This is a genomic window from Mycobacterium timonense, from assembly GCF_025821985.1.
Lineage (GTDB): Bacteria > Actinomycetota > Actinomycetes > Mycobacteriales > Mycobacteriaceae > Mycobacterium > Mycobacterium avium.
Map to the genome: position 1 here is coordinate 97029 of NZ_JACKSY010000066.1, position 11131 is coordinate 108159.

General features: G+C 69.7%; 12 protein-coding genes. 7 read left to right on the top strand and 5 right to left on the bottom strand.

Annotation, left to right across the window (positions count from 1 at the left end):
- Window positions 1-339, bottom strand: a complete 339-nt coding sequence (locus H7I87_RS17085) for a hypothetical protein (protein ID WP_019733980.1) — start codon at window positions 337-339, stop codon at window positions 1-3.
- Between the two features lie 44 nt (window positions 340-383).
- Between H7I87_RS17085 and H7I87_RS17090 the strand changes: the two genes are divergently transcribed.
- From H7I87_RS17090 to H7I87_RS17100, 3 genes are read left to right on the top strand one after another with little or no spacing between them, the layout of a single operon-like run.
- The gene (locus H7I87_RS17090) at window positions 384-1712 is read left to right on the top strand and encodes a hypothetical protein (RefSeq protein WP_083071362.1); all 1329 of its coding nucleotides are present in this window, start codon (window positions 384-386) and stop codon (window positions 1710-1712) included.
- Complete coding sequence (locus H7I87_RS17095; RefSeq protein ID WP_083071361.1) at window positions 1709-2845, top strand: hypothetical protein; 1137 nt, start codon at window positions 1709-1711, stop codon at window positions 2843-2845. The genes H7I87_RS17090 and H7I87_RS17095 overlap by 4 nt, the downstream gene beginning before the upstream one ends.
- 38 nt (window positions 2846-2883) lie before the next feature.
- Window positions 2884-3951 (top strand): NAD(P)H-dependent amine dehydrogenase family protein, encoded by a 1068-nt coding sequence (locus tag H7I87_RS17100; RefSeq protein WP_023869922.1) that lies wholly within the window; start codon window positions 2884-2886, stop codon window positions 3949-3951.
- A 15-nt stretch (window positions 3952-3966) separates the two neighbouring features.
- Here H7I87_RS17100 and H7I87_RS17105 read toward each other — a convergent pair whose 3' ends face one another.
- Entirely contained in the window at window positions 3967-4119 is a 153-nt protein-coding gene (locus H7I87_RS17105) for a hypothetical protein (RefSeq protein ID WP_009974592.1), read from the bottom strand.
- Between the two features lie 60 nt (window positions 4120-4179).
- On the opposite strand from H7I87_RS17105, the gene H7I87_RS17110 reads away from it, so the two are divergent.
- From H7I87_RS17110 to H7I87_RS17120, 3 genes are read left to right on the top strand one after another with little or no spacing between them, the layout of a single operon-like run.
- The gene (locus tag H7I87_RS17110; protein WP_011723513.1) at window positions 4180-4875 is read left to right on the top strand and encodes a cutinase family protein; all 696 of its coding nucleotides are present in this window, start codon (window positions 4180-4182) and stop codon (window positions 4873-4875) included.
- A gap of 22 nt (window positions 4876-4897) precedes the next feature.
- Entirely contained in the window at window positions 4898-5881 is a 984-nt protein-coding gene (locus H7I87_RS17115; RefSeq protein WP_003873385.1) for an NAD-dependent epimerase/dehydratase family protein, read from the top strand.
- The gene (locus tag H7I87_RS17120; protein WP_019733828.1) at window positions 5878-6453 is read left to right on the top strand and encodes a TetR/AcrR family transcriptional regulator; all 576 of its coding nucleotides are present in this window, start codon (window positions 5878-5880) and stop codon (window positions 6451-6453) included. The genes H7I87_RS17115 and H7I87_RS17120 overlap by 4 nt, the downstream gene beginning before the upstream one ends.
- 4 nt (window positions 6454-6457) lie before the next feature.
- Here H7I87_RS17120 and H7I87_RS17125 read toward each other — a convergent pair whose 3' ends face one another.
- Window positions 6458-7660: a cytochrome P450 gene (locus H7I87_RS17125; protein WP_009974588.1), complete on the bottom strand. Its 1203-nt coding sequence runs from the start codon at window positions 7658-7660 to the stop codon at window positions 6458-6460.
- A 6-nt stretch (window positions 7661-7666) separates the two neighbouring features.
- Here H7I87_RS17125 and H7I87_RS17130 point away from each other — a divergent pair, with 6 nt between their 5' ends.
- Complete coding sequence (locus tag H7I87_RS17130; protein WP_033719187.1) at window positions 7667-8722, top strand: rhomboid-like protein; 1056 nt, start codon at window positions 7667-7669, stop codon at window positions 8720-8722.
- Here H7I87_RS17130 and H7I87_RS17135 read toward each other — a convergent pair.
- Entirely contained in the window at window positions 8663-10675 is a 2013-nt protein-coding gene (locus tag H7I87_RS17135) for a glycoside hydrolase family 172 protein (RefSeq protein WP_083071360.1), read from the bottom strand. The genes H7I87_RS17130 and H7I87_RS17135 overlap by 60 nt on opposite strands.
- A 204-nt stretch (window positions 10676-10879) precedes the next feature.
- Complete coding sequence (locus tag H7I87_RS17140) at window positions 10880-11080, bottom strand: hypothetical protein (protein WP_139800084.1); 201 nt, start codon at window positions 11078-11080, stop codon at window positions 10880-10882.
- Between the last annotated feature and the right edge of the window lie 51 nt (window positions 11081-11131).

An 11131-nucleotide genomic window follows, 5' to 3' on the forward strand; every position in this document is an offset into this window, starting at 1 on the left:
CTACAGCGCCGCCACCCATGCCGCATGCACGGCCAGCACGTCGTCGGGCAGCGAAAGTTCCTCGCGGGCAGCGGGATCGAAGGCGACCAGCACAACGAGCCCGGGCCGCAGCACGGACAGGTCCAGGTCGGCATCACAGCGCGCCAGCTTGCCGATGAACGTCTCCCCCGACACGGCCACCACCTCGATGAAGACCTGACGCTTGACCTTGCGCACGGTGCCGACTCCGACGGTGCGGTTGCCGACGTCCCGGCGGCGGCGGGATTTGAGCCAGTCGGCCAGCCGCAGCAGTGTGTTCATCCGCTCAGGGTGACGCGGCCGATCGGCTACCAAACCCAACTTCGCGGCTGCCGCAACCGTTGCGCCGGCCCTATTCTGTGCTGATGAGCGCCGAACCGCAGCCGCCGACCGTGCCGGCGGGAGCGGCGGCGGGGCACCCCCGCCGGTCGGTGATCGAGGCGGCGTGGCGGGCGATCGGGCCCGGCGTGGAGGTGCTCAGCGCCGACGACGGCGGCCCGTTGAGCCGCACCATCAAACGCATCATCGACCCGTTGGTGTTGCGGCTGCGGTCCAACCCGGCGTATTCGGCCCCGGTCGTCACGCCCGAGACGGCCGCGGCCATGCACGAGCTGATCGTCGGCAGCGGACCCGAATTACGCGCTGCCGCAGCATGGTTCGAGGCGCTCAAGCTGGAACGACGCCGACAGCGGATCCGCACCGGCAACGCGCAGGAACTCTACTTCCCGGTCTGCTTCGAACTGGCGGTGACCAAGGGCGCGCCGGCGCCGCACGATAACGAGACGGCGGCCGCCGTGCTCGCCGACATCCACCGGGATCGCGACCGCACCGCGATCGAGGTTCTGCACCGATACGCCGGCAACCCCGATGTCGTTGCCGCGCTGGCCGATCAGCTGCAGCGCAGCTGGCGCGACGTGCGGGCCGGGCCCGTCGACACCGGCCCGTTTCTCGCCGAGCTCGCCACCGTGCTGGGGATGGCCGGAGGCCATCGCGGCGCGGCGGCCCGCCAACGCGTCTGGTCGGCGATGATCACCGACGCCACTCCCTACAATCTCGGGGCGCTGGCCCACATCGATTGCGCCTCGCTGCCCTGGTCCATCGTCGAGGTTGGGTTGACTTCCGTTGAGCCGCAACGTATCCCGGAGGTCGCGGCGGCCTCCGAGGGGGAGCGCCCGCTGGATCGCAGCGTGCTGGACCGGGTGCGCGCCACCCTGCGGCGCGCCCTGGACCGCGACGCGCTGCCCGACATCCCGTTGCTGTGCGAGGAGGAGGTCGACCGGGCCTGCGCGCCCTGGGGATTGCTGGCCGAGGACAAGCAGGCCACGCTGGTGGCCGGCATCGAGGTCGCCGTGCAGCTGGCCCCGCTGGACCCGTCCGCCTGCTGCCGCGACGACCTGGCGGCGCAGATCCAGGCGCGGCTGCGCAAGGAAGCCTACGTCTTGCACGCCCGACGCTACCTTGCCGCCAACGGCCCGATCCATCCCCGCCAGCAGCAGGTGGTCGACGACCTCGCCGCATTCGCGCAGCCCTACCTGAATCGGCTGTGGGCGCGGCTGCACGGGCGCGACGTGTGGCAGGAGCCCTGCGACGACGTCGACGACGTGCGTGCGCTGCTCGACGGGGTGGCCCGCTCGGTGAGCCTCGACCACCGGCAGCGGATCAAGGCGATGCTGGAATTGCAGGTGGCCGGATGAGATTGGTAGCCGATTCCGGGCTTTGGACCACCGGCCGGGCAGACGTCACCGAGGAGCCGCCGCTGGTGGCCCTGCTGGAGGTCAGCGGCGCGGTGCTGTCGTGGACCCTGGACGATCCGGACGACGCGCCGCCCCGGCTCACCTTCACCGACGTGTCGCGGGCGGACTGGTTGTGGCGGGTGCTCGGCGAAGCCGGGCATGTGGCGCTGGTGTCGGCGGTGCGGGACGCGGCCGTCCCAGCGGGCGGCATCGAACTTGCCGGCGTCGACGTCGCGCCGAGCGCGCTGGCCCCGCTGCGCAGGCTGGCCACCGGTCACTGGTTGCGCCGCTGGTGGCCGGCCAGCAGGCAGGACGGCATCGCGGGCCTGGACCGTGCCCTACTGGACGCCGAGCTCGCGCTGCTGACCGCGGGTGCGCAGCACTTCTTCCCCGACGACACCCTGGACTCCGACGTGGCCGGGCTGCTGGCGCCGCACGCCACCGCGCTGCTGGGCCATCTCGTCAGCCCCGATCCGCGGGTGGCGGACCTGGTGCGCGCGAGCGCCGGCCTGGCCGACGGCATCGGCGTGGACGCCGGGCGATGGCCGGAACTGCTTGCCGCGCTTGATGATTCGAGTCTGGTCGTGGCGCCGCCGAGCGATCGGCGCGACGACTACGCGCTGGCCGCCGGCGCCGGAGCCGGGCCCCGCGCGGCGGCCATCGCCCGCGGCGTCGCATCCGTCGCCTGGTCGGGGGTGCCGCCCGGTGTCTTCGATGCGGCCGAGGACACCGTCGGCTGGAGCATCCGGGTCGACGGTTCGGCCGTCGTCGCCGTCGTGCAGGCCGACGTCATCGGACCGGACCCGGCCACCGGGATCGCGGTGCGGCTGCGCTCGGCCGCCGTCGAGGGTGCGGGCCCCCTGGACGCCGCCGGCCGCGCGACCTTCCCGCTGACCGGCGCCCGCGGGGCACTGACCGAGTCGGCGGCCTGGGGCCACGACTGGTCGGCGACCGAGGTGCACGTCGGCGCCGCGGTGTCGACCGAGTCGCCGCACACCCGCGAGCGGGTGCGCCGGTGGGCGCGGGCACGGCTGGAGTCGCCGCCCCGGGACGCCTTCCTGGCCGAAAGATTGGCCGCCGAATCTGCCTATTAGGCCTACTAAGAACCCCGCCGATTCCCTATGCTGAGCGAGTGCCAAACACCTATCGAGTGGTTCAGTGGAACACCGGCAACGTCGGCAAGAGCTCGCTGAAGTCGATCGTCACCAACCCCACGCTGGAACTGGTGGGCTGCTATGCCTGGTCGGCGGAGAAGGTCGGCCGCGACGCCGGTGAGCTGGTCGGCATCCCGCCGCTGGGGGTCGCGGCCACCAACGACGTCGACGAGCTGCTGGCCCTCAAGCCGGACTGCGTGGTCTACAACCCGATGTGGATCGACGTCGACGAACTGGTCCGCATCCTGTCCGCCGGCGTCAACGTGGTGACCACGGCGTCGTTCATCACCGGCGGAAACCTCGGCGACGGCCGGGACCGGATCCTGCATGCCTGCCAGCAGGGCGGCGCCACCATCTTCGGCTCCGGCGTCAGCCCGGGTTTCGCCGAGCTGCTGGCCATCGTGTCGGCGATGGTGTGCAACCGGATCGACAAGGTCACCGTCAACGAGGCCGCCGACACCACCTTCTACGACTCGCCGGAGACCGAGAAGCCGGTCGGCTTCGGCCAGCCCATCGACCACCCGGACCTGCCGGCGATGGCGGCCAAGGGCACGGCCATCTTCGGCGAGGCCGTCCGGCTGGTGGGCGACGCACTCGGCGTGGAGCTCGACGACGTGCGCTGCGTGGCCGAGTTCGCCCAGACCACCGAGGACCTGGTGATGGCGTCCTGGACCATTCCCGCGGGGCACGTCGCGGGCACCTACATCAGCTGGCAGGGCATCGTCGGCGACCAGGTGCTGATCGACTTGAACGTGCGGTGGCGCAAGGGACAGACGCTGGACCCGGACTGGAAGATCGAGCAGGACGGCTGGGTCATCCAGATCGACGGGCAGCCCACCGTGACCACCAAGGTGGGCTTCCTGCCGCCGCCGTACTTCGAGGCCACCACGATCGAGGAGTTCATGGACCTCGGTCACATCATGACGGCGATGCCGGCCATCAACGCGATCCCGGCCGTGGTCGCCGCGGCGCCCGGCATCGCCAGCTACGCCGACCTTCCGCTGACACTGCCCCGCGGCAACGCGCACGTCGCCGGCCAGCCATAGCGCCCCCGGTAGCAATCAGTCGGCGCGCTCCGGCGGCTCGGGATCACCGGACCGATCGGGCGGCGACTCGTTGAGATAGCGCCGCAGCCGCAACAGCTGATTGACGACGATGCCGATGCCCAGCAGCATCAGCCCCGCCACCACTGCCACCACGATCGCGGTGCTCACGGGATCCATGATGGCAGGGCCGGGTTTGCGAATCCGCGTTTGCCGGGTAGAAAGCAGGCCATGAGCTTCCAGGTGCGGGCGGCGTTGACGGTCCTGACGGCCGCGGCGGCACTCTGCGTCGCGCCGATGCCGGGCGCGCCGGCGGCCGGCGCCGATCCGTGCCCGGACGTGGAAGTGGTGTTCGCCCGCGGCTCCGGGGAGCCACCCGGCATCGGCGGCATCGGTCAGCCCTTCGTGGACGCGTTGCGCTCGCAGATCGGCTCGCGATCGCTGGCCGTGTACGCGGTGAAATACCCTGCCAGCACTGACTTTTCGAATCCCGATTTCCCGGCCACCGTGATCGACGGAATCCGCGACGCCAGTTCGCATCTCGAGTCGATGGTGGCCAGTTGCCCCAACACCCGGGAGGTGCTGGGCGGCTACTCGCAGGGCGCCGCGGTGGCCGGCTACACCACGTCGGCGGTCGTGCCCCCGGGCGTGCCCGCCTCCGCGGTGCCCCCGCCGATGCCGCCCGAGGTCGCCAAGCACGTCGCCGCGGTCACGCTGTTCGGCACGCCGTCGGGCCAGTTCCTGCAGAAGTATCACGCGCCGCCGTTGGCCATCGGCCCGCTGTATCAGCCCAAGACGCTGCAGCTGTGCGCCGTCGGCGACCCGATCTGCGGCACCGGCGGCGGCAACGACCTGGCCGCGCACACGTCGTATCCGGTGAACGGCATGACGAACCAGGCCGCCCAATACGTCTTTAGCCACCTGTAGCGGCCCTGGGAGAATGCGGGCCATGCGGGTTCTCATCACGGGCGGTACCGGATTCGTCGGCGGGTGGACCGCCAAGGCCATCTCCGATGCCGGGCATTCGATCCGGTTCCTGGTGCGAAACCCGGGCAAGCTGCACACCTCGGTCGCCAAACTGGGCGTCGACGTGTCGGACTTCGCCGTCGCCGACATCACCGATCGCGTCGCGGTGCGCGAGGCGTTGCAGGGCTGCGACGCCGTGGTGCACAGCGCCGCCCTGGTCGCCACCGACCCGCGCCAGACGGCCGAGATGCTCGCCACCAACATGCAGGGCGCCCAGAACGTGCTGGGCCAGTCCGTCGAGCTGGGCCTGGATCCCATCGTCCACGTGTCGAGCTTCACCGCGCTGTTCCATCCGGACCTGGAGACGCTGACGGCGGAGTTGCCGGTGGTCGGTGGGGCCGACGGCTACGGCACGTCCAAGGCGCAGGTGGAGATCTATGCCCGAGGGTTGCAGGATGCGGGCGCGCCGGTGAACATCACCTACCCGGGCATGGTGCTCGGCCCGCCGGTCGGCGACCAGTTCGGCGAGGCGGGTGAGGGCGTGCGGGCCGCCCTGCAGATGCACGCGATCCCGGGCCGCAGCGCGGCGTGGCTGATCGTCGACGTCCGCGATCTGGCGGCGCTGCATGCGGCGCTGCTGGAGCCCGGCCGCGGGCCGCGCCGCTACACCGCCGGCGGGCACCGGGTTCCCGCGAGCGACCTCGCCGCCCTGCTCGGCGAGGTGGCCGGCACGCCGATGGTCGCCGTCCCGATTCCGGACACCGCGCTGCGCGTCGCGGGCGCGGTGCTGGATCGGGCCGGCCGTTTCCTGCCGTTCGAGACCCCGTTCACCTGGGCGGGCATGCAGTACTACACCCAGATGCCGGCATCGGACGACTCGCCGAGCGAACGGGAACTCGGCATCACCTATCGGGATCCCCGGCAGACCCTGGCCGACACCTTCGCGGCCCTTTCCGCCACCTCATGACCCGACGGCCCCACCCGGGCGACTCCACCACCCGTGACCTGCTCATCGACGCGACCATCAAGGTGATGGTCGAGGACGGGTACGCCGCGGCGACCTCGCGCCGGGTGGCCGGCGAGGCCGGGGTGAAACCGGCGCTGGTGCACTACTACTTCCCCACCATGGACGAGCTGTATCTGGACGTCTTCCGGCGCGGCGCGGCCGCCTACCAGGAACGCCAGACCCGGGCGTTGACCTCCGACCGCCCGCTGCACGCCCTCTGGGACACCCTGATCGAGCCGAAGGACACCCGGCTGCTGCTGGAGTTCATGGGACTCGCCAACCACCGCAAGGCGATTCGCGCCGAGTTGGCGGCCTGGTTCGGGCGCTGGCGCGATACCCAGATCACCGCGCTGAATTCCATTGTCCGCGAACACGACATGGACGCCGGCGAATTTCCGCCGGCCGGCATCGCGGTCATCCTGGCCGCGATCGGGCGCATGCTGATCCTCGAAGATGCCCTCGGCGCCACCGCCGGACACGACGAGGCCGTCGCACTGGTCAACCGGTTCATCGACCGGTTCGAGTTGCCCTGACGGTTCAGGGCACCACGATCCGCAGCCGCTCCCAGCCCCGCACCGTCGACGTCGACGCCAATTGCGCTGTGTCGTAATCGATGTCCCATTCGGGCCACCGGTTCAGCAGCTCGTCCAGCGCCACCCGCCCCTCCAGCCGGGCCAGGTTGGCCCCCAGGCAGTAGTGCACGCCCTTGCCGAAGGTGATGTGCGAGATGTTGTCCCGGTGGATGTTGAAGGTGTCCGGGTCGGTGTAGCGGCGCGGGTCACGGTTGGCGGCGCCGAACAGCAGCAGCATGGCGCTGCCGGCCGGCACGGTGGTGCCGTAGCACTCGAAATCGGCCGCCATCCAGCGGGCGACGTGCGGCCCGGTGGGTTCGAAGCGCAGCGTCTCGTCGACGGTGCGGGTCAGCAGGGACCGATCCCGGTACACCTCGCGGCGCTGGTCGGGGTGTTCGGCGAGAACCTTTGCCAGCCAGCCGATCAGCCGCCCGGTGGTCTCGTTGCCCGCGCCGGCGACCACCTGGGTGTAGTGCAGCACCTCCTTGCGGGTCAGCTTGCGCCGCACCCCGTCCTCGTCGTCGAACTCGACGTTGAGCAGTGTCGTCATCAGGTCGTCGGAGGGATTCTTGGATCGCCATTCGACGTAGTCGGCATAGATCCGGCCGTCGGCGATGGAGTCGGCGTCGGCGACCCGCAGCGGCGCACCCGGCTTGGTGCGCAGGTTGGCGTCGTTGGCGTCGCGCACCGAAACCTGTTCGGACTCAGGGATTCCCAACAACATCCCGATCACCCGCATCGGCATCATCGACGCCAGCTCGGCGATGATGTCGAAGCTCGAGGAGCCGACCAGCGGATCCAGGCACCGAATGCAGTATTGCCGGATCTGGTCTTCCAGCGCGGCCATCCGGCGCGGGGTGAACACCCGCGACATCAGGCCGCGCAGCACGGTGTGCTCGGGCGGGTCCTGGAACATCATGACGCCGCCGGGCATGTCGAACTTCGACTGGATCAGCTCCAGGATGTCGCTGCGGCGGTTGGAGAACACCTGCCAGTTCGCCAGCGCCCGTTCCACATCGGAATGCCGTGACAGCGCCCAGAAGTCGTACCGCTCGTTGTAGTAGATCGGTGCCTCTTCGCGCAGCCGCGCGTACGTCGGGTAGGGGTCGGTGATGATGCCGATGTCGTAGGGGTCGTAGTACACGGCCGTGTCGTTCGCGACGGTCATCGATGCATGTCCTTATTGACCTTGCCGTCCAGCCGGCCCATGCCAACCTCCACCGATCGGATGTTGGGCGATCGCCCAAATTTGTGCCGCAGGCCATGTCTAGCAGCATCGCGTCGAGTCCGTCAAGACGCCGCGGGCGGGCGTCGATCTGTGAAGATTTGCGGCATCGGTGTGAAGGCTTCGTTAAGAACGAGGCACCGGCCGGCCCGGACCGGCACCGTAACAGGCATGACGGTCGTCGAGTTCACCGGCGGCGCCGCGCCGCGGGGTGCGCTGCCGCGCCGGTCCACGCTACCCGGCCCGGGTTCGGTGCGCGTCACCGCCGCGTACGCGGCCGCGCTGCTGGTGGTCTATCTGGTCCTGGCGGCGCTGGGACCGCACGCCCGCCAGGTCGCCGTCAGCCGGATGAGCACCAACGTGCACAACCTCGGGCGGGGCCAGCTGGGCACCTTGATCGGCAGCGCGTTCGTCGACGACGGCGGTCAGCTGTTCTTCTGGCTGCCCGGCCTGGTCTGCTTGTTGGCGCTGGGCGAGCTGCTGTGGCGCGGCAAGGGGCTGCTGGTCACCTTCGCGGTCGGCCACATCGGCGCCACGATGATCGTGGCGGTCGGGCTGGTCGCCGCCATCGAGTCCGGCATGCTCCCGGCCTCGGTGGCCCGCGCCAGCGACGTGGGGATCAGCTACGGCGCGATGTGCGTGCTCGGCGCCATCACCGCGGCGCTGCCGGTGCGCTGGCGCGGCGTGTGGGCCGGTTGGTGGTTGGGCACGGCGGTGGTGGCGACGGTGGGTGCGGACTTCACCGCCGTCGGCCACGTGGTGGCGCTGCTGCTCGGCATCGGCCTGTCGTTCCGGCTGCGGTCCACGGCCAGCTGGACGCCCGTCCACCTGGCGTTGCTGTGCGTCGGTGCCACGTTCGGCTATCTGCTGCTGGCCGGGGCGGCGTCGATGGCGCCGATCGGCGGGCTGGCGGGCGCGTTCATCGGTGTGCTGGCGCGCCGCCCGCTAGCCGGACGGCCCGACGAGCGCGTCGACCTGGTAGCGGCTGGCCGTCCAGGGCGGTGAGCCGGCGGTGGGCGTCAGCGTGACCGTCAGTTCCGCCTTGCCCGCGGTGACCGATCCCGGGACCGGATAGGTGTCGTCCAGCCAGCGGTGAAAAGGGTTGGCGCGCGGCTGAAACCAGTTGCCGACGGGGGCGCCGTCGATCGCGACGTCGGCCGATTGGAACCCGTTGACCTGGTCGCCGCTGCGGCGCAGCAGGACGCCGTGGTTGTCCGGATCGACCTGCACATGAAAGGTGATCGCCCCCTGGGCGCTGCGCACGGTGCCGGCGACCGGGCGGGTGTCTTCGGTGCCCTCGTACTCGCTGACCAGCAGCTGGTCGATCGCGTCGGTGTCGGTGTAGCCGTGCAGGGCCCGGCTGAGCGGATCGGTCGGGTTGACGTCGTCGGTGCCGGTCAGCTCGGCGTCCGGCTGGGTGTAGAGGAATGCGGTTGAGCTGTAATCCGGTTCGACCATGTTGCGTTTGCCGTGCTCGATGCCGAATCGGAGCGCCGAGTGATAGCCGATCGCCTCGGCCGGCATGATCCGGTACACGGCGACGCAGTAGTCGGCGCACCCGGCGGTGGCCGTGCGTTGGTCGGGTTGGCCGTTGAGCGGATCGCTGAAATGCGTGCCGTCCTTGAAGTACCAGCCGCCCTCGTAGAGGTCCTCGGTTCCGGTGCCGTACCACTGCGGGGAGGCGGCGCCGTCGGTGTAGACCCGCTCGGCCCCTTCCAGGAAGTAGGGGGCGTTGTCGCTGAACGCCGTTCGGGTCCGTTGGCCACGGATGGTCTGGCTGACGCCGACGAACTTGCCGCGGCCCTGTTCGTCGGCGAACAGCCAGTCCTGCCCGAGGATCGTCGGGCCGGCGTGGGAGCGCGCGGTGAAGTAGCCGGCCCGGCCGCTCGCCAGCGCGCCCGCCCACCGGGCGTCGGGAGTCGTCGTCACCTCCGCGGCTATCGCGGAGACCGGGCCGGCGCCGGTGTTGGCCAGGCTCACCCGCGCCGAGCGCGCGAAAGGCATTGGCCACCAACACCACAGCGCCATCGATCCGTCGGGTTGCGGGAAGGCGGCGAACATCAGCGATCGCACCGGGGTGGGGCCGAGCCCCGCGCCGAAGAACTCGCCCAGCGGGGAGTCGACCGTGGTGCGGCCGTCGAACTCGATCCGCAGCCGCAACCCGGTCAGCGGTTGATCGGCCGGGGCAGGCAGGTACAGCCGCAGTGCCGAGATGCTGGCCGGGCCAGTCGATTCGGCGATCGTCTGCTCGGCACCGCCGGGCAACTCGATCACCCGGTTGCTGTGCACCTCGCCGGGTGCGGCCGGTTTGGGGTCTACGGTGCCGGCGGCGCGAAACCTGTCCAGCACATCGACCGCGGGGTCGGCGGGTGAGAACGTGCTCACTCCCTCGGCGGTCGGAAACTGTCGATAATCGACATGGTAGTACTCCAAATGGGATTCGACACTGATTCGCATCGACCGCCGGTAAGGCATCTGCACCTTGATGTAGTCGCCTCCCGGCGACTCACCGGCGTTGGCCACCAACGGCCACACGAACGGGGCGCCCAGCTGTCCGTCGACCAACGATTGCACCGGCGTGTCCAGCACGGTCTGCCCATCCAGCTCGACGCGGATGTTCCCGATCGTCCGGAGATTGCCGCCGTCACGGGTCAGCCAGATCGAATCAACCTCTCCCGCACCGTGATCCTCGGCGATGACGCAGCCGGCACCGCCGGGCGCCAGGCAGCCGCCGGTGCCGTTCTTGTTGCCGGTGGAGATGTCGAAATCACCGCCACTGCGGTCAAAGCTCGACAGCTGCAGGCTCTGCGTATCCGCACTCAAATACGGCAACAGGTCCAGCCGGCGGTAGGTGTCCCAGCCCACCAGCCGGTCGCCGAATGGCCGTGCCGTCGAAGACGACGGCTGCGCGGCGGCGGAGCCGGTCCCGGCGATCGCCAGCATCAGTAACGCGAACATCGCGGGAAACAACCGAGCGGCCAACGGCGAAGCCGTATTTCGGTTCCCCCGAACACGTTTTGCATCGCCCTGCATTGTCAGAAATGTAGGTCCATTCGCGTGCGCTCCATGCTATCGCCCATTGTGTCGTTCCGGAAGGCATTGCGAGATCAATCAGGTGACGTAAACCGTTGCTATTTACCCGAATCCCTAGGTATTCCGTATTCAACTCACGTATGATAAGCCTTCTCGGGCGAAGCATTCCTTCTCGACGAACGGAGTGGTGATGTCTCGTTTGAAGTACAAACTCGTTCTCGGCATTGTTCTTGCCGCCACCGCCATCACAACCTCGGCCTGCACCACGCCGGTCACCATCGATTGCACGCCCTTCACCAGCATCGGTTGAGCGTCGCGGCGCGGGGTCAATTCTTCTTCTTGTGCTCCGTATCCCGGCTGGGCTGAATGCGTTTGGGTTCG

Bases quoted from the DNA above. Each gene is read 5' to 3' on its own strand.
- H7I87_RS17090 (WP_083071362.1), top strand. From the start codon at position 384: ATGAGCGCCGAACCGCAGCCGCCGACCGTGCCGGCGGGAGCGGCGGCG.
- H7I87_RS17095 (WP_083071361.1), top strand. From the start codon at position 1,709: ATGAGATTGGTAGCCGATTCCGGGCTTTGGACCACCGGCCGGGCAGAC.
- H7I87_RS17110 (WP_011723513.1), top strand. From the start codon at position 4,180: ATGAGCTTCCAGGTGCGGGCGGCGTTGACGGTCCTGACGGCCGCGGCG.
- H7I87_RS17115 (WP_003873385.1), top strand. From the start codon at position 4,898: ATGCGGGTTCTCATCACGGGCGGTACCGGATTCGTCGGCGGGTGGACC.
- H7I87_RS17120 (WP_019733828.1), top strand. From the start codon at position 5,878: ATGACCCGACGGCCCCACCCGGGCGACTCCACCACCCGTGACCTGCTC.
- H7I87_RS17125 (WP_009974588.1), bottom strand. From the start codon at position 7,660: ATGACCGTCGCGAACGACACGGCCGTGTACTACGACCCCTACGACATC.
- H7I87_RS17130 (WP_033719187.1), top strand. From the start codon at position 7,667: ATGTCCTTATTGACCTTGCCGTCCAGCCGGCCCATGCCAACCTCCACC.
- H7I87_RS17135 (WP_083071360.1), bottom strand. From the start codon at position 10,675: ATGTTCGCGTTACTGATGCTGGCGATCGCCGGGACCGGCTCCGCCGCC.